The organism is Sodalis sp. RH16 (assembly GCF_047324245.1).
Taxonomy (GTDB): domain Bacteria; phylum Pseudomonadota; class Gammaproteobacteria; order Enterobacterales; family Enterobacteriaceae; genus Acerihabitans; species Acerihabitans ligni.
In genome coordinates this window covers 6,104,824-6,126,323 of the sequence record NZ_CP178737.1, presented here as the reverse complement: position 1 = coordinate 6,126,323, position 21,500 = coordinate 6,104,824, and the positions used below count along the sequence as shown (strand labels likewise).

The window sequence follows — 21,500 nt, the reverse complement described above, 5'->3', positions numbered from 1 at the left end:
TCTATAATGGCGCGCGTTTCCCCCTGAAGTTGCGCCCCATGGCAAGCCGTACCCCGCATTGGCGGGCGTCGGTTCAAAGACGAGAGATCTTTATTATGGAAATACTGCGTGGTTCGCCCGCTCTGTCGGCATTTCGTATCAATAAACTGCTGGCCCGCTGCCAGGAAGCCCGGCTTCCGGTAAGCGATGTCTATGCTGAATATGTTCACTTTGCCGATTTGAGCGCGCCCCTCAATACCGACGAACACGCAAGATTGCAGCGGCTGTTGAAATACGGTCCTTCTCTCGCCGAACACGACCCCGAGGGGCGCCTACTGCTGGTGACGCCGCGCCCCGGTACGCTCTCCCCCTGGTCGTCGAAAGCCACGGATATCGCCCATAACTGCGGTTTGCCGCAGGTAAAGCGTCTGGAGCGCGGACTGGCGTTTTATATCCAGGGCTCCACCCTCACCGAGGAGCAGTGGCGCCAACTGGGGGCTCTGCTCCATGACCGGATGATGGAGACTGTGTTCGATAAATATGAACAGGCGGCGGCGTTGTTCTCGCATCAGACGCCGGCGCCGGTAGGTGAAGTGGCTATGCTCGTCGAAGGCCGTCCCGCCCTGGAGCGTGCCAATCATCAACTGGGGCTGGCGTTGGCCGACGATGAAATAGACTATCTGCAGGAGGCGTTCACCCGTTTGGGGCGCAATCCCACCGACGTGGAACTCTATATGTTCGCCCAGGCCAATTCCGAGCACTGCCGCCATAAAATCTTCAATGCCGATTGGGTTATCGACGGCCAGGCACAGCCAAAGTCGCTGTTCAAAATGATCAAGAATACCTTTGAACAGACGCCGGAGTTTGTCCTGTCGGCCTACAAAGATAACGCGGCGGTCATGGAAGGTTCTTCGGTGGGACGATTTTTCGCCGACCCGCGTGACCAGCGCTACGATTTTCACCAGGAACCGGCGCATATTCTGATGAAAGTGGAGACGCATAACCATCCCACCGCCATCTCTCCCTGGCCCGGCGCCGCCACCGGTTCCGGCGGAGAAATCCGCGATGAGGGCGCCACCGGACGGGGTTCCAAGCCCAAGGCCGGCCTGACGGGGTTCTCGGTATCCAATTTGCGTATCCCCGGTTTCGAGCAGCCATGGGAACAGGATTTCGGCAAGCCGGATCGCATTGTCTCCGCTCTGGATATCATGACCGACGGCCCGCTGGGGGGCGCTGCGTTTAACAATGAGTTCGGCCGTCCGGCCCTGACGGGATATTTCCGTACCTATGAAGAACAGGTCAGCAGCCATAACGGCGTTGAACTGCGGGGTTATCACAAGCCGATTATGCTGGCGGGGGGGATTGGCAACATTCGCGCCGGCCATGTGCAAAAAGGGGAAATTTCCATCGGCGCCAAGCTGATTGTCCTGGGCGGGCCGGCAATGAACATCGGCCTGGGCGGCGGGGCGGCTTCATCCATGGCGTCCGGGCAGTCGGATGCCGATCTGGATTTCGCCTCGGTGCAGCGGGACAATCCGGAAATGGAACGGCGCTGCCAGGAAGTCATCGATCGCTGCTGGCAGCGGGGTGACGACAATCCGATACTGTTTATTCATGACGTGGGGGCCGGCGGCCTGTCCAACGCCATGCCGGAGCTGGTGAGCGACGGTCGGCGCGGCGGACGTTTTCAGCTGCGGGACATCCCCAACGATGAACCGGGCATGAGCCCGCTGGAGGTCTGGTGCAACGAATCCCAGGAGCGTTATGTGCTGGCGGTGGCGCCGGAGCGGCTCGGGGAGTTTGAGGCCATTTGCCGCCGCGAGCGGGCGCCTTACGCGGTAATCGGTGAAGCCACCGAGGAAATGCACCTGAGTCTGGCGGACCGGCATTTCGACAACCAGCCCATCGACATGCCGCTGGATGTATTGCTGGGCAAAACCCCCAAAATGCTCCGTGATGTGACCCGGTTAACGGCGGCGGGCCAGCCGCTGGCCCGGGGCGGTATCCATCTGGCCGAGGCGGTCAAAAGGGTACTGCATTTGCCGGTGGTGGCGGAAAAAACCTTTTTGATTACCATCGGCGATCGCACGGTGACCGGCATGGTCTCGCGGGATCAGATGGTGGGTCCGTGGCAGGTCCCGGTGGCGGACTGCGCGGTTACCACCGCCAGTCTGGACAGCTATTACGGCGAAGCCATGTCCCTGGGCGAAAGGGCGCCGGTGGCGTTGCTGAACTTCGCCGCCTCGGCCCGTCTGGCGGTGGGGGAAGCGCTCACCAACATTGCGGCGACGCAGATTGGCGATATTAAACGGATCAAATTGTCCGCTAACTGGATGGCCGCCGCCGGCCATCCGGGTGAAGACGCCGGTTTATACGATGCGGTAAAAGCGGTGGGGGAAGAGCTTTGTCCGGCGCTGGGCCTGACCATTCCGGTGGGTAAAGACTCCATGTCGATGAAGACCCGCTGGCAGCAGGGGACGCAACAGCGGGAAGTCACCTCTCCCCTGTCTCTGGTGATTACCGCGTTTGCCCGGGTAGAGGATGTGCGCGGCACCGTCACGCCGCAGCTGCGCGCCGCCGGAGAAAACCGTCTGCTGCTCATTGACCTGGGGGCCGGCCATCAGGCGCTGGGCGCCACCGCTCTGGCCCAGGTGTACCGCCAACTGGGGGACGAGACCGCCGATGTGCGCGATGCCCCGCAGCTGGCCGGTTTCTATCGTGCCGTGCAGGAGCTGGTGGCGCAGCGGCGTCTGCTGGCTTACCACGATCGCTCCGACGGCGGTCTGCTGGTGACCCTGCTGGAAATGGCGTTCGCCGGCCACTGCGGCCTGGATATCGATATAGCCGCCCTGGGCCAGGATCGGCTGGCGGCGCTGTTTAACGAAGAGCTGGGGGCGGTGATTCAGGTTGCCGCCGAAGACAGCGAACTGGTGGCGGAAGTCTTTGCCCGGCACGGCCTGCAGGATTGCCTGTTCACTCTGGGCCGTGCCATAGCCGGCGACGGCGTGATTATCCGTGCCGGCAACAGTACGGTATACAGTGAAAACCGCACCACCCTGCGTACCTGGTGGGCGGAAACCACCTGGCAGATGCAGCGCTTGCGAGATAATCCCGACTGCGCCGATCAGGAGCACGCCGCGAAACAAGACGACAGCGATCCGGGCCTGAACGTCAAGCTGACCTTCGACCCCGCCGAGGATGTGGCGGCCCCCTTTATTGCCAAAGGCGCGCGTCCCAAGGTGGCGGTGCTGCGGGAGCAGGGCGTCAATTCCCACGTGGAAATGGCGGCGGCGTTTTATCGCGCCGGTTTTGACGCCGTGGACGTGCATATGAGCGATCTGCTGTCGGGGGATCGGGATTTGCAGGAATTTCAGGCGCTGGTGGCCTGCGGTGGATTCTCTTACGGCGATGTGCTGGGGGCCGGTGAAGGCTGGGCCAAATCCATCCTGTTCAATCCGCGGGTGCGCGATGACTTCGCCGCCTTCTTTCATCGTCCGCAAACCCTGGCGCTGGGCGTCTGCAACGGTTGCCAGATGATGTCCAACCTGCGGGAACTTATTCCCGGCGCCGAGCTGTGGCCGCGTTTTGTGCGCAATAAATCAGAACGCTTCGAAGCCCGCTTCAGTCTGGTGGAGGTGACGCAAAGCCCGTCGCTTCTGCTGCAGGGCATGGCAGGCTCGCGTCTGCCCATAGCGGTTTCCCATGGGGAAGGGCTGGTGGAGGTGCGGGATTCGTCTCATTTGGCGGCGTTGGAAAGCGCCGGCCTGGTGGCGCTGCGTTTTGTGGATAATTCGGGGCATGCCACCGAGGCCTATCCGGCCAATCCAAACGGTTCGGCCAACGGCATCACGGCGGTGTCCAGCGCCGGTGGGCGGGTGACCATTACCATGCCGCATCCGGAAAGGGTCTTTAGGACCGTAAGCAACTCCTGGCATCCGCAAGAGTGGGGAGAAGACGGACCCTGGATGCGGATTTTCCGCAATGCCAGAAAACAATTAGGTTAAGCGGTAATGGCGACTCGCTGTATGTAGTAGTGTCGCTTTTTACCTATTTCTCGGAATTATCTGTCTCTAAAAGGAGACAGATAATCAATTGTTTTTTATGTATAATTTTTTTTCAGTTGCTTTGTGTCTCCGTTGAGCGACGGAACATCGGCACTATCCCGCGGCGGCAGATGCTTATATACATACCGAAAGAATATTAAGCATATTTTTCAATTGGTTAATAAATACTTTTATTTCTGGCACGATAGCTGCATAATATTGTCCAGTTGCTCATTCACCTCGATATGCCGCAGCTGCTCTCCAAGAGCAGAGATTGCTACATAACTACCGAATGACGCCAAAGAACGGTGCCTATCGTCCAACATACCGATAATTGTCTTACGACTTTATCAAACATCGGGCGACACGTTGAGTGAGGCACCCCCTATTCTGAAAAAAAACACTTGCCGTAAGGCGGGTGTTTTTTTTTGCCTGGGGTTGAAGCCCATGCGTGATTTAGCGGCGGCGGCCAGGTTTTATGTTTGCCGATGAGACCCCTGCGTGGTTTAACGCCGGCGCCGATGATTTTGTGCTTTCGTCATGGCCGCGAGTCGGATAGCATCGGCAGGGTTACCGGACGGTAATCACAGGATGATTTCTTTGAAAAAGTGGCGTCTGTTTCCCCGATCCCTAAGACAGCTGGTTATCCTCGCCTTCACGCTGGTGCTGCTGCCTTTGCTGTTGCTGGCCTATCAGGCCTGGAAAAGCCTGGACCATCTGAGCGAGCAGGCGGCGGATATCAATCGCAGCACCCTGGTGGATGCCCGCCGCACCGAGTCCATGAGCAGCGTGGCGTTGGAAATGGAGCGCAGCTATCGCCAATATTGCGTTCTGGATGATCAGACGCTGGTGACGCTGTATCAAAACCAGCTTAATCAATACGGCCAGATTCTGGCTGCGCACGGCGGCATGCCCTCCGATCCGCGCTATGTTCAGAGGCTGCGTGACCTGCTTGCCCGATTACAGCATCTTGAATGCGAAAACAGCGGGCCGAGTAAAGCGGCCTCCGCCCAGCTCAGGGATTTTTCCCGTGCCAACAGCGACATGGTGCAGGCCACCCGCACCAGTATTTTCGCCCGCGGCCAGCAGTTGCAAATGGCCATTGCCGAACGCGGGCGTTTTTTCGGCTGGCAGGCGCTGCTGCTCTTTTTGTTCAGCCTGATGCTGGTCATGCTGTTTACCCGGATGATTATCGGTCCGGTGAAAATGGTGGAAAAGATGATTAACCGGCTGGGGGAAGGGCGGTCGCTGGACGGCGGCGTTTCATTTAGCGGCCCGCGTGAAATCCAGTCGCTGGCGCAGCGGATCCTTTGGCTTAACGAACGGCTGTCGTGGCTTGAATCCCAGCGCCATGAATTTTTGCGGCATATCTCCCATGAATTGAAAACGCCGTTGGCAAGTCTGAGGGAAGGCGCCGCCCTGCTGGCGGATGAAATCGCCGGGCCGCTCACGTCCGATCAACGGGACGTGGTGGCGATTCTCGACAGCAGCAGCCGCCACCTGCAACAGTTAATCGAGCAATTGCTGGATTACAACCGCAAGCTGGCCGACAGCCCGGCCGACTTCGCCGATATCCACCTGCGCGACATGATCGATTCCGTCGTTGCCGCCCACAGCCTGCCGGCCCGCGCCAAAGGCATTCATACCCTGGTGGAACTGGAATGCGAACATTGCCGGGCGCAGCCGCTGTTATTAATGCGGGTACTTGATAATCTCTATTCCAATGCGGTGTACTATGGACAGGAATCCGGTAACATCTGGATCCGCAGCCGGCAGGCGGGGCAACGGCTCTGCCTGGAATTGGCCAATAGCGGCGAGCCGATCCCGGCCGCGGAGCGGAGCATGATTTTCGAGCCGTTCTATCAAGGCCGCGTACAGCGCAAAGGCGCGGTAAAAGGCAGCGGACTCGGGTTGAGCATTGCACGGGATTGTATACGCCGCATGAACGGCGAACTGAATCTGGTGACGGTGGATTACGCCGGTGTTTGCTTTCGTATCGAATTACCCCTAACCGCCGAGAACGCATAATAATGAATTTACGGTTTTCACCGGCGAACCATGGGTTTGCCGTCAGTATCAAAAGTCTGTTGAGCCTTCGCTGGCCCGCCGGCAATCCTCTGGCGATGTTGGGACCGCTATTGATGCTGCCGTCGCTATTGACCGGTTGCGTAGGCAATGCCGACAGCCGGCACTCTTCGACGCCGTTGTCTATGGTACGGCAAAACGCGGTCCCCGGACGAAATGCCGCCGAATGCGGCCAGATTTGGCAAACCCGCGGGGAGGGCGACCTCCAGGACGCCACCTACTGGCTGCGCGCCATGGAGTGCGCCGAGCGCATGACCCCGTCGCAGGCGCGGCTCGAGGCTGAAAATCAGGGGGGCGATACCTGGGACGACGCGTTTCGGGAAAGCCTTCTGCTGAATGCCGCCAATATGTCCGTGACCGAACGGCGCCAGACCTATCAGCGCCTGTTGAGCTTTCGCTCCCAGTTCCCCCCGTCGGTATATCCCATCTTTAAAATGTGGCGCCAGCAGCAAGCGCTGCGCCTGATTCTGGCGGACGAGCGCAGCAGTCACCAGCGGCAACTGGAGGCCGACGCGGCGCAAATCGAGCAAATGCGCCAGCAGCAGGCGGATTTGCAAAGTAAACTGGATATAACCACCCGCAAGCTGGAAAATCTGACGGAAATAGAACGGCGCCTGTCGGCCCGTAAACAGGGCATATCAGACGGCGGCGACAATGATGCCGGCGACGGGGGAGCATCCGATGCCCCGGCATCGGGCGCCGGTGCGGCCGCCGGCGATAAGACGGCACCGGCCGCAAAGCAATGAAGCGAAGGAACCGGTAACCCATGAGCCAACGTAAAAACGCCAATTTGCTGTTGGTGGACGACGATGCCAGTTTGCTGAAACTGCTGGGCATGCGTCTGAGCAGCGAGGGATTCAACGTCACCACCGCTGAAAGCGGGCAGGAAGCGCTGCGCCTGCTGTCGCGGGAAAAAATCGATTTGGTGATAAGCGATCTGCGGATGGATGAAATGGACGGGCTGGCGCTGTTCGAGGAGATTCAGCGCCACCAGCCCGGCATGCCGGTGATAATCCTCACCGCCCACGGCTCCATACCCGATGCGGTGGCCGCCACGCAAAAAGGCGTGTTCAGCTTCCTCACCAAACCGGTGGACCGCGAGGCTTTATATAAAGCCATTGACGAGGCGCTGTCCTTGTCCATGCCGGCCGGCGACGAGAGCTGGCGGGAGTCCATCGTAACCCGCAGCCCCATCATGCTGCGGCTGCTGGAACAGGCTAAAATGGTGGCCCAGTCCGATGTCAGCGTGCTGATTACCGGGCAAAGCGGCACCGGCAAGGAGGTGCTGGCCCAGGCGATACATGCCGCCAGTCCCCGCGGCAAAAACGCCTTTGTCGCCATCAACTGCGGCGCGTTGCCGGAGCAATTGCTCGAGTCGGAACTGTTCGGCCATGCCAAGGGGGCGTTTACCGGCGCGGTCAGCAGCCGGGAGGGGCTGTTTCAATCCGCCGCCGGCGGGACGCTGTTTCTTGATGAAATCGGCGACATGCCTCTCTCCCTGCAGGTAAAATTATTACGGGTATTGCAGGAACGTAAAGTACGCCCCTTGGGCAGTAACCGGGATTTGGATATAGATGTCAGGGTTATCTCCGCCACCCACCGGGATTTACCCAAAGTGATGGCGCAAGGGGAGTTTCGGGAAGATCTTTTTTATCGCCTGAATGTAGTCAGCCTGAAACTACCGGCATTGCACGAGCGGGCCGAAGATATCCCCCTGTTGGCCAACCATTTATTACGGACGGCGGCGGAACGGCATAAACCCTTTGTGCGGAGTTTTTCCTCCGACGCCATGAAGCGTTTAATGGCGGCCGGATGGCCCGGCAATGTACGCCAGCTGGTTAACGTGATAGAACAGTGTGTGGCGCTGACCTCTGCCCCGGTTATCAGCGAGGCGCTGGTGGAACAGGCGCTGGAAGGTGAAAATACCGTCTTGCCGACCTTTGTTGAGGCCAGGCTGCAATTTGAATTGCATTATCTGCGCAAATTGCTGCAGATTACCAAGGGAAATGTGACCCAGGCGGCGCGTATGGCGGGTCGTAACCGGACCGAGTTTTACAAGCTTCTGTCGCGCCATGAGCTGGACGCTAATGATTTCAAAGATTAAGTTGGCTCTCTTCTATCCGATGATGAGCGGCGCAGGCCGCAAATCAGCTTGAGAAAGGTTGTATAATGAAAAAAATCGATGCGATTATCAAACCGTTCAAACTGGACGATGTCCGCGAGGCGCTGGCGGAAGTCGGTATCACCGGCATGACCGTCACTGAAGTGAAGGGTTTCGGACGCCAGAAAGGCCATACCGAGCTGTATCGCGGCGCGGAATACATGGTGGATTTTTTGCCCAAGGTGAAAATAGAGCTGGTGGTGTCGGATGATATCGTCGACAGCTGTGTGGAGACGATAATGCATACCGCGCAAACCGGTAAAATCGGCGACGGCAAAATTTTCGTCTTCGACGTGGCGCGCGTGGTGCGTATTCGTACCGGCGAGCAGGACGAAGAAGCGATTTAATCCGGCCCGGCGGCTTCGTCCCGGCGTAGTATGCCGCTTGGGCGATGGCCGTTCTCGTTCATAAATCGCCCGCCGTGAACTTTTGGCTCATGGGCTGCCCCCTCATGAAAAAACGCCCTGCCGCAATGAAAAAATATCCTGAAGGTTCGCCGGACCCCATCCCCCAAGCCCTGCGGCGTAACCGCAGGGAAACGTTTGCGTAAAAAGCCGCCCCCGCACCTATCGGAGCAGGGGCAAAAAAGTTTACACTATCGCCATACCCCCTCGGATTCTACTCTACATAGTTCGACTTGCAGGGAAGCCAACGCGCCCGCAACGTGAAATATGGCGAGTAACTTAATCGACGAATTACGTCAGTTGAAGCAGGAGAACCGGATGTTAAAGCGTGAAATGAACATTGCAGATTACGATGCCGAATTGTGGCAGGCAATGGAGCAGGAAGTAGTGCGCCAGGAAGAGCACATTGAGCTGATTGCGTCGGAGAATTACACCAGTCCGCGCGTCATGCAGGCGCAGGGTTCTCAACTGACCAATAAATACGCCGAAGGTTATCCGGGCAAACGTTATTACGGCGGTTGCGAATTTGTGGATATCGTCGAGCAATTGGCTATCGATCGCGCCAAGGAGCTGTTCGGCGCCGATTATGCCAACGTACAGCCCCATTCAGGCTCCCAGGCCAACTTTGCCGTGTACACCGCCCTGTTGCAGCCGGGAGATACGGTGCTGGGCATGAATCTGGCCCACGGCGGCCACCTTACCCACGGTTCGCCGGTGAATTTTTCCGGCAAGCTATATAATATTATTCCCTACGGCATCGACGAAACCGGGCATATCGATTACCAGCAGCTGGCGGAACTGGCGTCAACCCATAAGCCGAAGATGATTATCGGCGGTTTCTCCGCCTATTCCGGCGTTGTGGATTGGGCCAAAATGCGTGAAATCGCCGACAGCATCGACGCCTATCTGTTTGTTGATATGGCTCACGTGGCGGGGCTGGTTGCCGCCGGCGTTTATCCCAACCCGGTTCCTCACGCTCATGTGGTCACCACCACCACCCATAAGACCCTGGCCGGTCCCCGCGGCGGCCTGATTCTGGCGAAAGGCGGCAGCGATGAGCTGTATAAAAAGCTGAACTCGGCGGTATTCCCCGGCGGGCAGGGTGGTCCGCTGATGCACGTTATCGCCGGCAAGGCGGTGGCGTTGAAAGAAGCCATGGAACCGGCATTCAAGATTTATCAGCAGCAGGTTGCCAAAAACGCCAAGGCCATGGTGGCGGTTTTCCTGGATCGTGGTTATAACATTGTCTCCGGCGGTACCGATAACCACCTGTTCCTGCTGGACCTGGTGGAGAAAAATCTCACCGGCAAAGAGGCTGACGCCGCCTTGGGCCGCGCCAATATCACCGTTAATAAAAACAGCGTGCCAAACGATCCGAAAAGTCCGTTTGTCACCTCCGGTGTCCGTATCGGCACCCCGGCGGTCACCCGCCGCGGCTTTGGCGAAAGCGACGTGCGTGAACTGGCCGGCTGGATCTGCGACATACTGGACAATGTTCACGATGAAGCGGTCATTGAGCGCACCAAGCAAAAAGTCCTGGCCATCTGCGCCCGTTATCCGGTTTATGCCTGATTAGCCGAATGCCTTATCCCCCGCAGATGTGATTGCGGGGGATAAGCGTTAATTAATACACCAGTATTTCCCTCCTGGCCGCAGCTATATTCCTTTTGGCTCCGCTGCGTTGAGAAGTCACGATAAATTTATTATTATGAAATTTAATATCGATTCTATTTCTTTTGTGCTTTGTCACAATATGATATCGATTACTTTTATTTTTATTACGGATTAATTCCACATAATGCCCTTTTATCCTCAAGTAGCTTTTATGGTCATGGGACCACTGTAATCCCCGCTCATCGGGCGCGGATAATACCGACTCCACAATATTTGGATCCGCCATTGCCGGGGTTATGCGGCGGATTAACGATTTCGAGACTTGCAAAGCCGTAGGCTGCTGCAGTATCCATTGGCCGTTGCTAAAGGCCAGGGGGTAGCTGACGGCCTGATTGCCGGAATCAAAAATTTCATATTTGACGCCGTGCTCCGGCATCACTACCGGGCGCACCGATATCCCATCGGCGTTTATCAATACATAAAAGCGGTAAACCGGCTGGCTGATGCCGTCGCGGCCATTATATACTTCATAGACTTTCCCTTGGCCATAATGAGCTGGATTGAGGTTATCCACCGCTATGCCATATTCATCTTCAGCCAGAGTTGCCTTGCATTGCTGAATGATGGCGGCTGGCAGTCGCGGATCGTTCTTGGATGGGGGCAATAAAGGGACATTCCGGATGTCAGCTTTTTTAATCTTGGTTAAGATATTCTGCGTTTTGTCCTTGCCCGGCGCCGCGAACCTTTTTCCGCTTAATTCGCGGCGACCCGGCCGGGCGGTTAGCGAGGCGTCACTCGGGGTATCCAATGGAAACGCCGCCTGCTGCGGGAACCCGGACGTCAATACATCAGGGTCATCTCGATAACGCAGAAAGTTATGGTGGGTGTTCTTGCCGCTTTTTTCCAATGGAACCAACCGGTCGGCGTTATCGCCATAGCCCGATATCATGTAATACTCATTAGGATCTAATGGAGGAAGCTGTTCTATGCTTTTTTGGTTTCCCATGGCAAGGATCGGGGAGGATAGCGCCGTTGAATGGGCATCGTCGGCAGCCCTGTTATTTTCTCGAGGTCCGAGCCTTTCACTGTGATGAGCGGGTGAAGTCAATGCAGAGGCATAATAAACAGCGGCCGTGACGGCCTGATGCATATTTTTAATTCGTAATTTTTCATCGGATTTTTTTTGATGATGGATAATATTTTCATCCCGCCATTGAAGTGATGCTTGGTGGAGCTCTTTACCAAGGGTTTTATAATCATCCCCCTTGTTTGTTTTATCCCTGGGCAGATTCCGTGCCGCGGAGAACGGTATAGAAAAAAATACCAGCGCGGAAAAACATTTGGTTATTGCTACGGCTGAGGGTTTACATTTGGCACTTATTTTTAAAGCAATATTGGAAACCTGAATAAGTGGCTTGAACAGGCCCATAAAATTATTCATTTCATGATTTTGATCCGGAGAATTGACGCCACAATTTTTTAAATGCGGTGAAAATGCGCAGGCATCAGGTTGTGCTTTAATCGAATTCATTAATACGCTTTATCATTACTAAATGGGTGAAGCATAGTAGGTAAACAACTCAATAAAATAAAGCCAAGGCGGCATTGGATGAGCGATTTCTTCAATTTTTAAAATGAAATGTTAAATTAAACCCATTCCCATTGTCTATTGAGGGAAAGCGATAATGATCGATTCCCTTCGGGAATCAGGCTTCCAGCAGTTGACGGATACGCTCTTGCTGGGATTGCGCCAGCGGCAGGCGCACCAGCATCAGCGGCGGCGAAAACAGCGGTAGCGGCAGAGAAAAAGGCGAAATGACCAAAACGGTATTTTTAGGCGCGCCGCGAACCTGGAATTCGGCCAGGGACTGGAACTTGATATTCAGCGGCAACAGGGTCAACTCGCGGATTTGTAACTCCAGCGTTTTTTCTTTGCCCCCCTCGCTGTTGGTCAGTATAACCACCTGCTTCTCCTGCAAATCGTTATCCTGCATCAGCCAGGCGCCAAAAATCACCGCGATAAGTCCCAGCTCCTCGCGGGGAAAGCGGATGCGGTATGCCGCTTCAAGCGGCATTACCGCCGCGCGGGTTGTGCGCAACAGACGAGGGTATTTCTCCTCCACTTCCAATTGCAGGCTGTTGTCGATACCGACGCGGAAATGGCAGCGTTCCAAGGCGGCGCTGAGATGGGAAAAAAGCTGGCCGGCCAGCATCTCCGGCTGATGGAAGGTGGTTTGCGCCACCTGTTCGAACCGCCGGATGATGTTTTTTACTTCCTGCAAGAGCTGTCGGTCGTCGTCGGAACGGACCCCGGTCTGGTTGGGTGTCTTCAGCAACCGGGCTAGCAGGGTAAAGCCTATCAGTTCGTTCTCCGGCAGGGGCCATAAGCGAAAAATGTCCAGCACCTGCCGGTATTCGGCTTTTTGCTGTAGCCATTGCAGCTGATGCTGATTGAATTCCGGCTGCTCCCGTGCATGGCATTGCATCAATACATAACGCAAATAGAGATGCAAAAAGGCCACATCGCTTGCGGACGGCGGCCTTTCCAGTAACGACGTGTAACCGGTGATGGCAGCCTCGAACTGTTCATCGGTGATTTGATAATCGGCGGGCAGATGCAGCCACTGATGCTGTTGCAGCGGCAAAAAATAGCGGTTCACTTTGTCCGGACAAAGGCGCAGCGTACGGCGCAGACCCTCTATAAGGCACAGCCGCTTATTCAGAACGTTGCCTTCGATCCGGTAATTACCGTCATGCCCCAGCACCAGGGAGAGATGGTAGATACGCCGCATCTCGCTTTCGATGTGGACCAGATCGCGCCGTGTCGTGGGTAAATCCTCGCCGTTATACCTTGAAAGCGAGACCAGCGACAAAGATGGCAGGGGCGCAAAAAGCATCAATAGCAAATGGCTGCGACGTTGCGAACCGGAAAGCGCCGGCACCGGTGGGGTGGGCAGGCTCATGGGTCTCATTGTCCTTACGTAGGTATTATTGCTAATGATAGCTAATCAATTTCCCTTTGTGAGGTTAGGATAATTTTTGTTTGTGAGATTCAAGGGCGATCACATTTTGAGAAGGCATTTAGCGATGAAAAGGATTTGCCGCCGCAAGCCTTTGCAACAGTTAATGTCTTGCGGTGACGAAGTTCTATCCGCTAGCATCGCCAGGGATGAAACCGTAAAGGAGAAGAGGGTGAGACAACCCTGGGGTGGCAAGGTGGCGCAAGGAGTTATCTTGGTGTTATATCATCGAAACAGACGCGGGGGGAGAAATCCGCCATGGCGGGTTTTGCTGGCGTTAACCTGGGGCCTGAGCCAGGCGGTGTTCGCCCATCCCCATAGTTTTATAGATATGAAAACTGAAATAATTAGCCGTGATAATTATCTCAGCGGCTTTAAGATGACCTGGACCATGGATGAAATCACCTCCGCCGATGTTTTTTATGACGATGCCGGCGCCAAACCGGATTCGGTAGCCTGGAAAAAACTGGCGGCACAGGTCATGGCCAATGTGCTGGGCCAGCACTATTTCACCGAGGTCTATCGAGACGGGCAGCGGGTTAAATTTGAAGATATGCCGGCGGAATACCATTTATATCGCAACGGACAAAAGGCGGTGCTGATGTTCGTGTTGCCCCTGGCGCATCCGCCGCTGCTGGCGGGCAGCCCCATCTTTTTTTCAACCTACGATCCCACCTATTTTGTCGATATGACGTATCGCGATGAGACCGCCATTACGTTGCCTGCCGGATTGTCGGCGGGTTGCAAGCTGACGTTGATGACCCCCAAGCCCAATCCTTCCCTGCAGGCCTACGCGCTCTCGCTGGATAATCCCGGTTCGAAGGGAGTCGATACCAGCCTGGGCAAACAATTCGCTCAAAGGGTACAACTGCAATGTCACTGACAATCGCCTCCGGGCCCGGTTCCCGCACCGTACGTTATTGGCTGGCGGGCCTTTGGCCGTTTTGGCTGTTTCTGTTGGCGGCCTTGACGGCGATACGCTACCTTATCGCCTATTGGCCGTTGATCCTGCTGAAAAGCGTGGTATGGCAAGAACAGCTGCACCAGCACCTGGCGCAACTGCTGTATCAGGTTCAGCAGGATCCGGGGCGGGCCGGTTTGTCGCTGTTGCTGTTCAGTCTGGTGTACGGCATCCTGCACGCCGTCGGTCCGGGCCATGGCAAAGTGGTGCTCACCACCTATCTGGCCACGCATCCGTCCCGGTTGAAACTCAGCATGGCCATGACGCTGGCGGCATCCCTGCTGCAAGGGGGAATGGCCATCGTCCTGGTGAGCGTGGTCCTGGTGGGGCTTCACCTTTCTTCCCGCGTGCTGCATCTCGGGGAGTTCTGGCTGGAAAAAAGCAGCTATATCCTGATAGCCTTGCTGGGAGCGCTGCTGTGCCGGCGGGCGTTGCTGAAGCTGCGCGATATCATCCGGAATTTCAGGCATCGGGGGCAACGGCCTATTGGCGCCATTACCTCGCTGCGCTACCTGGGGAATGAACCGCCGAAGGATGGGCGTCCTTATCGGGCCGGTCCGGGCTTTGCTCCCCCGGGGAAGGGGCAGCGTGCCGTACTACTCTCGACGCCGTTAGCGCCGATTGACGGTGGGTACCATCCCGCGGACTGCGCCTGCGGACATCACCATTTACCGGATGAATCGGCGCTACAGGCGGACGCGGGCTGGCGAACCCGCGTGGCGGTGGTGCTGGCCATGGGGTTTCGTCCCTGTTCCGGCGCGGTGCTGGTATTGCTGTTCGCCAAAGTAATAGGGGTTTACGGCTGGGGCGTGATATCGGCGCTGGTGATGGCCGCCGGGACCTCCCTGACCCTGCTGACGCTGGCCTTGCTGGTGTTTTTCAGCCGCCGGGTGGCCGAAAGCCTAACCCGTCGCCATACCTCGAGAATATCCGCCGGCGTGGCGTGGGCAACCCTGTCGCTGGCCGGCGGTTTGCTGCTGGTAGCCGCCGGAGCGGTACTTTATCTCACCGCCCAGCCGCTGCTGATGGGCACGGTGAGACCGTTCAGCCATTGATGGCCCGGGACATGAAGCCGGCGTCATGAAATCGGAGCATGGCGGCGGGGGACCCGGCGGGCCGCCGGACTATCGCCGCGGCGCTCCGGTTGATGCCGGTCAATCAGCGCCGCAGCGCGTCGCTGAGCTCATCGCGCATAGCGGAGAGCATGGCTTTTACCACCCGGGGATTGCCCGCCACCAGGTTGCCGGACTGCCAATACTCATGGCCGCCGGCAAAATCGGTTACCAGGCCGCCGGCTTCACGCACCAGCAGGTCGCCGCCGGCGTAATCCCAGGGTTTGAGCCCGATCTCGAAGAAGCCGTCCACCCTTCCGGCCGCCACATAGGCCAGATCCAGCGCGGCGGAGCCGCTGCGGCGAAAATCAGCGCATTGGGTAAACAGCTTGCCCAGCAGGTTGATATAGGTTGCCGCGTGCTGCTTGGCCTTAAAGGGGAAACCGGTGGCGAGAATCGTTCCGTCCAATTCACGGGCAGTGCTGCCGCGCAGGCGGTAGCCGTTCAATTGGGTGCCCTGGCCGCGGGATGAGGTAAAGAGTTCGTTGCGCATGGGATCATAGACCACCGCGACTTCGGTACGGCCTTTAATGCGTACGGCAATGGAAACGGCGAAGTGGGGAAGGTGCTTGATGAAATTGGTGGTGCCATCCAGTGGGTCGATTATCCATTGTACGTCCTGATCCTCGCCGGTCAGTTCACCGCACTCTTCGCTGATCACGGTGTGCTGCGGGTAGGATTTGCGGATTACCTCGATGATCAGCCGTTCCGCTTCGCGATCGACGTTGGTGACAAAATCGTTATCGCCCTTCTGGCTGGCTTCGACGGCATCGGGGGTTTCGTAGTGTTTGGCAATTAAATTACCCGCCTTTCGCGCAGCGCGAATGGCGATGTTAAGCATCGGATGCATGGATATCGTCCACTAAGATGTTAAAGAACTGAAACGGCGCGGAGTATAGCAGAGTTTCGGTAAAAAACCTACGGGTGTGATAATATATTGCCCACTTTCCCCTTAGCTTTGAAAGATTATGCTGCACAATATTCGCGTTGTTTTGGTCGAAACATCCCACACCGGTAATATCGGTTCTGCCGCCCGGGCCATGAAAACCATGGGGTTGAGCAACCTTTATCTGGTGAACCCGTTAACCCAACCCGATTCACAGGCCATTGCCCTGTCAGCCGGCGCCAGCGATATCATCGGCAACGCCACCATCGTCGGCAGCCTCGACGAAGCGCTGGCCGGGTGCGGTCTGGTGGTGGGCACCAGCGCGCGTTCCCGCACCTTGCCCTGGCCGATGCTTGAACCCAGGGAATGCGGGACTAAAAGCGTTGAAGCAGGGGAACACGCGCCGGTGGCGCTGCTGTTCGGCCGCGAACGCGTGGGACTGACCAATGAAGAGCTGCAAAAGTGCCATTTCCACGTGATGATTCCCGCCAATCCGGAATACAGTTCGCTGAATCTGGCGATGGCGGTGCAAATCCTGGCCTATGAAATCCGGGTAGCGTACCTGGAAAGCCTCACAGCCGCCGCGCCGGTTCATGGGGAGGACTCGCCCTACCCGATGGCGGATGAGCTGGAACGGTTCTACCAGCATCTGGAACAGGTATTGATCCGCACCGGCTTTATCCGCGCGGCCCATCCGGGGCAGGTGATGAACAAACTGCGCCGGCTGTTCGTCCGCGCCCGTCCGGAAAGCCAGGAGCTGCATATCCTGCGCGGTATCCTGACCTCAATCGAACATCCCCAGGCGGCAAAAGACGAGCTAAAACGCGACTAATACTTGAGTGGAATGCTTGGTTAAATAGTTGACTAATTTACTCAGGAATGGCAGACTTTTGACATATTTCACCCATCGGGAATAATTATCATGAGACTTACTTCTAAAGGCCGTTATGCGGTTACCGCCATGCTTGACGTCGCGCTGCATTCCCAGGAAGGGCCGGTTCCGCTGGCTGAAATTTCCGAACGCCAGGGTATCTCCCTGTCTTACCTCGAACAACTTTTTTCTCGTTTGCGTAAAAATGATCTGGTGGCCAGCGTACGCGGTCCCGGCGGCGGCTATCTGCTGGGTAAAGCAGCGGATCAAATCGCGGTCGGCGCCATCATCACCGCCGTGGATGAATCTGTGGACGCTACCCGCTGCCAGGGCAAAGAAGGCTGCCAGAACGGCGATCGCTGCCTGACCCATACCCTGTGGCGCGATCTCAGCGTGCGCATCAGCGAGTTCCTCAATAATATTTCTCTGGCCGAACTGGTGCAAAACGAAGAGATCCTTGATGTGGCCGACCGGCAAAATAACGATACCCGCCGCACCGCCACAAACGGACGTATCCAAGAAACCATTAATGTTAATCTGCGCGCATAAGCAATAATACGGCATTTAACATATACCCTAACGATTCACCTTGCAGGAAGGCGGCAACGCCGAGGTATGATGGGTATAGTTTGAAGTAATGTACGGAGCGTAAGAGCAATGAAACTGCCGATTTATCTGGACTATTCGGCCACGACACCGGCCGATCCCCGGGTTGCCGAAAAAATGATGCAGTGTTTAACCCTGGACGGTAATTTCGGTAATCCGGCTTCCCGCTCGCACCGTTTCGGGTGGCAGGCGGAAGAGGCGGTAGATATTGCGCGCAATCATATCGCGGATCTGGTGGGCGCCGACCCGCGTGAAATCATTTTTACCTCCGGCGCCACGGAATCCGATAACCTAGCGATAAAGGGCGCGGCCCATGCCAACCGGGACAAAGGCAAACACATCATCACCAGCAAAACGGAACATAAAGCCGTGCTGGATACCTGTTCCCAATTGGAAAGCGAAGGATTCGACGTCACCTATCTCTCGCCGCAGCGCAGCGGCCTTCTTGATTTGCAACAGTTGGCAGACGCGATGCGCGACGATACCGTCCTGGTATCCGTCATGCATGTCAATAACGAAATTGGCGTGGTGCAGGATATCGCGGCCATAGGTGAAATGTGCCGTAGCCGGGGAATCATTTTCCATGTGGACGCCACTCAGAGCGTCGGCAAGCTGCCCATCGATCTCGCCGCGCTCAACGTGGATTTGATGTCCTTCACCGCGCATAAGATCTATGGTCCTAAGGGCATCGGCGCGCTTTATGTCCGCCGCAAGCCCCGGGTGCGTATCGAGGCGCAGATGCATGGCGGCGGCCATGAACGCGGCATGCGTTCCGGCACGCTGCCGGTTCACCAGATAGTCGGCATGGGCGAAGCGTACCGCATCGCCAAGGAAGAGATGCCGACTGAAGCGCCGCGGCTGCGCGCGCTGCGCGACAGGCTGTGGAACGGCATCAGGAACATGGAAGAAGTTTATCTTAACGGCTGCCTGGAGCAGGGGGCGCCGAATATCCTCAATGTCAGCTTCAATTATGTGGACGGCGAGTCGCTTATCATGGCGTTGAAGGACTTGGCCGTGTCGTCCGGCTCCGCCTGTACGTCCGCCAGCCTGGAGCCTTCCTACGTGCTGCGCGCGCTGGGACTGGCTGATGAGCTGGCGCACAGCTCCATTCGTTTTTCCCTCGGGCGTTTTACCACCGCCGAGGAGATCGATTACGCCGTCGGGCAAGTGCATAACGCCATCGGCCGCCTGCGCGAACTCTCCCCCCAGTGGAAAATGTTCAAGCAGGGCGTGGATATCGGCAGTATCGAGTGGACGCAACGCTAACCACCACGTCTTTTGCCACCCTCCGGGTCGAATACACGGGCTGTTAGCCCGATTGCGGGACGTTGCTGCTGAATGTCATCCCATTGTCATTAGGTTTAGAGACCATCGGCGGGCCTTGTCCCGCCAAGTCAATGAGGCGGGGCGTTCGGCAAGCGATTGAAAGGGGCGCCCGGTAGGGGCCATGATTTTGTCACTGTACCGGATACGTACAGGATTGCCTCACACAAACAACAATTATAGGAGTCATACTATGACAACCGAAGCGATGCCGGTCATGCTATCAACGGTAGCAGCGGATCCCCGTTGGGGCGAAAAAACGCTGCTGAGCGCCGGCGATGGCGGAATGACCATTCACCTGACCGGCGACAATGCGCTGATGGAAATCCAGCGTGGGGCACGTAAAATCGACGGGCAGGGCGTGAAACATGTCCGTCTTGAGGGCGACGGCTGGGATATGGAACGCTGCTGGTCTTTCTGGCAGGGCTACCGCGGGCCGAAAGGCGAGCGAACCATCGATTGGCCGGAGTTGGCGGCGGACGCCAGGCAGGAGCTGGATAACCGGCTGAAAGTCATCGACTGGGTGCGCCATACCATTAATACCCCGGCGGAAGAACTGGGTCCCGAGCAGCTGGCTCAGCGCGCTGTGGATATCATGTGCCACGTCTCCAACGACATCAAATACCGCATTACCAAGGCGGAGGATCTGCGCGAGAACGGTTATACGGGCATCCACAGCGTCGGCCGCGGATCGGACCGCCAGCCGGTGCTGCTCTCCCTGGACTACAACCCGGGCGGCAATCCGGATGAACCGGTTCTGGCATGTCTGGTGGGTAAAGGTATTACCTTCGACAGCGGCGGCTACAGCCTGAAAGGCAGCAGCTTCATGGATTCGATGAAATCCGATATGGGCGGCGCGGCCACCGTCACCGGGGCCCTGGCCCTGGCAATCGCCCGCGGCCTGAAAAAACGCGTGCGCCTGTATCTGTGCTGCGCCGACAATATGGTGAGCGGCAACGCGTTCAAGCTGGGCGACATCATCCGCTACCGCAACGGTAAAAGCGTAGAAGTCATGAACACCGACGCCGAAGGCCGGCTGGTGCTGGCGGACGGTCTTATCGACGCCTCGGCGAAAAAACCCCGTATCATTATCGACTGCGCCACCCTGACCGGCGCGGCCAAGACCGCCCTGGGCAATGATTACCACGCGCTGTTCAGCTTTGACGATGTCCTGGCCCAGTCGCTGCTTAGCAGCGCCGAGCAGGAAAACGAACCGTTCTGGCGCCTGCCGCTGGCGGAGTTCCACCGTGCCCAGCTGCCGTCCAACTTTGCCGATCTCAGCAATGTGGCGGGAGCGTCCTATACCGCGGGCGCCAGCACGGCGGCGGCTTTCCTGTCCCATTTTGTGGAAAACTACCGGCAGGGCTGGCTGCACATCGATTGTTCCGCCACCTACCGCAAGAGCGCGGTGGATCAATGGTCCGCCGGCGCTACCGGGTTGGGGGTGCGTACCCTGGCCAATCTGCTGTTGTCCCAGGCGGCCGAATAATCTTGTCCGTCCCCGGACCGGAAACCGGGGCGGCACGGTTAACGGAGAACATAATGACTCAGAATAATGCAGCTCAGGCGAATGCGCTGGATCTTGCCTTGAAACAGGCGGCCGGCGAACCGGCCCATCGGCCGGCTTTTTTTCGCCTGTTAATGGAATCGACGGTTTTTGTGCTGGGGGATGCCGGCGACGGCTGGATTGCCGGCGCGGCCCGCCATGACGGCGAACAGCCGGTTAATCTGCAACATTGGGAAAAACCGGACGGCACCACCGCCATACCATTTTTTACATCCTTAGAGGCCTTGCAGCAGGCGGTCACCGAACCCCAGCCGTTTATGGCGCTGCCCACCCGGACGCTGTTCGCCATGACGGCGGGAGCGGAGCTGTTTCTGAATCCCAAACTGCCTTACGGCAAGTCTTTCAGTCCGGATGAAATTACCGCCCTGATGATGAACGGCGGCGATGCCCTGACCGAGCGTGAAATTCTCGAAGGCGAAATGCGCTTCACCCTTAGCGATACGGAGCAGAAACCGGCGCAGATGGTTGATTCGCTTACCAGGCTGTTCGCCGACTATAAGCAGGTCCGGCGGGCGTTTATGGTGCAGATCCGCGACGAGCCCGAGGATCCGCCGCACTGGCTGATTGGACTGGAGTGCGAGGGGGATGCCGAGGCCGCCATCGAAGCGGCGGGACAGGTAGCAACCGACACCGCCCCCGATGAACAGCCGGTTGACCTTTGCCTGGTGGGCAAGGATGAGTCGGGTATCAGCCATTACTTCATCCACCACATCCAGCCATTCTACGAACGCAAGTGGGGCAGTTGGCTGCGGACGCTGCGCGATGGCAAACCGGCCTGATTGCCGGGGTTTTTGACGGGGCGGCGGCGCCATGGCTTTGCCGCCTGAATTGCCTTGGACACCGCGCCCCGGGAGTCAAGGCAAGGTCG

At 57.3% G+C, this 21,500-nt stretch carries 16 protein-coding genes; 13 read left to right on the top strand and 3 right to left on the bottom strand.

What is annotated here, in order from left to right; translation table 11 throughout:
* Positions 1–92: 92 nt before the first annotated feature.
* The 6 genes from purL (at position 93) to glyA (ending at position 10,244) form a co-directional block, all read left to right on the top strand.
* Positions 93–3,983, top strand: coding sequence for a phosphoribosylformylglycinamidine synthase (gene purL, locus ACL2XJ_RS27955; protein ID WP_413726993.1), 3,891 nt, complete (start codon positions 93–95; stop codon positions 3,981–3,983).
* 630 nt (positions 3,984–4,613) lie between these two features.
* Positions 4,614–6,050 (top strand): sensor histidine kinase, encoded by a 1,437-nt coding sequence (locus ACL2XJ_RS27950; RefSeq protein ID WP_413725247.1) that lies wholly within the window; start codon positions 4,614–4,616, stop codon positions 6,048–6,050.
* 2 nt (positions 6,051–6,052) lie between these two features.
* Positions 6,053–6,853, top strand: a complete 801-nt coding sequence (locus ACL2XJ_RS27945) for a two-component system QseEF-associated lipoprotein QseG (RefSeq protein ID WP_413725246.1) — start codon at positions 6,053–6,055, stop codon at positions 6,851–6,853.
* 20 nt (positions 6,854–6,873) lie between these two features.
* Entirely contained in the window at positions 6,874–8,211 is a 1,338-nt protein-coding gene (gene glrR / locus ACL2XJ_RS27940) for a two-component system response regulator GlrR (RefSeq protein WP_132926737.1), read from the top strand.
* A gap of 65 nt (positions 8,212–8,276) precedes the next feature.
* Positions 8,277–8,615: a nitrogen regulatory protein P-II gene (glnB, locus tag ACL2XJ_RS27935; protein WP_132926739.1), complete on the top strand. Its 339-nt coding sequence runs from the start codon at positions 8,277–8,279 to the stop codon at positions 8,613–8,615.
* Positions 8,616–8,990: 375 nt separating this feature from the next.
* Positions 8,991–10,244: a serine hydroxymethyltransferase gene (gene glyA / locus ACL2XJ_RS27930; protein WP_413725245.1), complete on the top strand. Its 1,254-nt coding sequence runs from the start codon at positions 8,991–8,993 to the stop codon at positions 10,242–10,244.
* 52 nt (positions 10,245–10,296) lie between these two features.
* Here glyA and ACL2XJ_RS27925 read toward each other — a convergent pair whose 3' ends face one another.
* Positions 10,297–11,817, bottom strand: a complete 1,521-nt coding sequence (locus tag ACL2XJ_RS27925; RefSeq protein ID WP_413725244.1) for a hypothetical protein — start codon at positions 11,815–11,817, stop codon at positions 10,297–10,299.
* Positions 11,818–11,992: 175 nt separating this feature from the next.
* Positions 11,993–13,249, bottom strand: coding sequence for a stationary phase inducible protein CsiE (csiE, locus tag ACL2XJ_RS27920; RefSeq protein WP_413725243.1), 1,257 nt, complete (start codon positions 13,247–13,249; stop codon positions 11,993–11,995).
* A gap of 325 nt (positions 13,250–13,574) precedes the next feature.
* Between csiE and ACL2XJ_RS27915 the strand changes: the two genes are divergently transcribed.
* Together ACL2XJ_RS27915 and ACL2XJ_RS27910 are read left to right on the top strand one after the other, a co-directional pair.
* Complete coding sequence (locus tag ACL2XJ_RS27915; protein WP_413726992.1) at positions 13,575–14,189, top strand: DUF1007 family protein; 615 nt, start codon at positions 13,575–13,577, stop codon at positions 14,187–14,189.
* The gene (locus ACL2XJ_RS27910; RefSeq protein WP_413725242.1) at positions 14,180–15,322 is read left to right on the top strand and encodes a nickel/cobalt transporter; all 1,143 of its coding nucleotides are present in this window, start codon (positions 14,180–14,182) and stop codon (positions 15,320–15,322) included. The genes ACL2XJ_RS27915 and ACL2XJ_RS27910 overlap by 10 nt, the downstream gene beginning before the upstream one ends.
* Before the next feature lie 103 nt (positions 15,323–15,425).
* Here ACL2XJ_RS27910 and suhB read toward each other — a convergent pair whose 3' ends face one another.
* Entirely contained in the window at positions 15,426–16,229 is an 804-nt protein-coding gene (gene suhB / locus ACL2XJ_RS27905) for an inositol-1-monophosphatase (RefSeq protein WP_132926749.1), read from the bottom strand.
* A gap of 118 nt (positions 16,230–16,347) precedes the next feature.
* On the opposite strand from suhB, the gene trmJ reads away from it, so the two are divergent.
* From trmJ to sseB, 5 genes are all read left to right on the top strand, one after another.
* Positions 16,348–17,097: a tRNA (cytosine(32)/uridine(32)-2'-O)-methyltransferase TrmJ gene (trmJ, locus tag ACL2XJ_RS27900; protein ID WP_203524589.1), complete on the top strand. Its 750-nt coding sequence runs from the start codon at positions 16,348–16,350 to the stop codon at positions 17,095–17,097.
* 90 nt (positions 17,098–17,187) lie between these two features.
* A complete protein-coding gene (iscR, locus tag ACL2XJ_RS27895; RefSeq protein ID WP_132926753.1) occupies positions 17,188–17,685 on the top strand; it encodes a Fe-S cluster assembly transcriptional regulator IscR in 498 nt (165 codons plus the stop codon).
* Positions 17,686–17,793: 108 nt separating this feature from the next.
* Positions 17,794–19,008 carry an IscS subfamily cysteine desulfurase gene (locus tag ACL2XJ_RS27890; RefSeq protein WP_413725241.1) on the top strand — a complete coding sequence of 405 codons (1,215 nt, stop codon included), beginning with the start codon at positions 17,794–17,796 and terminating at the stop codon, positions 19,006–19,008.
* 250 nt (positions 19,009–19,258) lie between these two features.
* Positions 19,259–20,554: an aminopeptidase PepB gene (gene pepB / locus ACL2XJ_RS27885; RefSeq protein ID WP_165934255.1), complete on the top strand. Its 1,296-nt coding sequence runs from the start codon at positions 19,259–19,261 to the stop codon at positions 20,552–20,554.
* 53 nt (positions 20,555–20,607) lie between these two features.
* Positions 20,608–21,411, top strand: a complete 804-nt coding sequence (gene sseB / locus ACL2XJ_RS27880; protein ID WP_132926757.1) for an enhanced serine sensitivity protein SseB — start codon at positions 20,608–20,610, stop codon at positions 21,409–21,411.
* Positions 21,412–21,500: the final 89 nt, after the last annotated feature.

Coding starts and splice junctions, on each gene's coding strand:
- trmJ (WP_203524589.1), top strand. CDS start 16,348: ATGCTGCACAATATTCGCGTTGTTTTGGTCGAAACATCCCACACCGGT.
- ACL2XJ_RS27945 (WP_413725246.1), top strand. CDS start 6,053: ATGAATTTACGGTTTTCACCGGCGAACCATGGGTTTGCCGTCAGTATC.
- iscR (WP_132926753.1), top strand. CDS start 17,188: ATGAGACTTACTTCTAAAGGCCGTTATGCGGTTACCGCCATGCTTGAC.
- ACL2XJ_RS27925 (WP_413725244.1), bottom strand. CDS start 11,817: ATGAATTCGATTAAAGCACAACCTGATGCCTGCGCATTTTCACCGCAT.
- ACL2XJ_RS27910 (WP_413725242.1), top strand. CDS start 14,180: ATGTCACTGACAATCGCCTCCGGGCCCGGTTCCCGCACCGTACGTTAT.
- glnB (WP_132926739.1), top strand. CDS start 8,277: ATGAAAAAAATCGATGCGATTATCAAACCGTTCAAACTGGACGATGTC.
- glyA (WP_413725245.1), top strand. CDS start 8,991: ATGTTAAAGCGTGAAATGAACATTGCAGATTACGATGCCGAATTGTGG.
- csiE (WP_413725243.1), bottom strand. CDS start 13,249: ATGAGCCTGCCCACCCCACCGGTGCCGGCGCTTTCCGGTTCGCAACGT.
- ACL2XJ_RS27890 (WP_413725241.1), top strand. CDS start 17,794: ATGAAACTGCCGATTTATCTGGACTATTCGGCCACGACACCGGCCGAT.
- ACL2XJ_RS27950 (WP_413725247.1), top strand. CDS start 4,614: ATGATTTCTTTGAAAAAGTGGCGTCTGTTTCCCCGATCCCTAAGACAG.
- glrR (WP_132926737.1), top strand. CDS start 6,874: ATGAGCCAACGTAAAAACGCCAATTTGCTGTTGGTGGACGACGATGCC.
- sseB (WP_132926757.1), top strand. CDS start 20,608: ATGACTCAGAATAATGCAGCTCAGGCGAATGCGCTGGATCTTGCCTTG.
- pepB (WP_165934255.1), top strand. CDS start 19,259: ATGACAACCGAAGCGATGCCGGTCATGCTATCAACGGTAGCAGCGGAT.
- suhB (WP_132926749.1), bottom strand. CDS start 16,229: ATGCATCCGATGCTTAACATCGCCATTCGCGCTGCGCGAAAGGCGGGT.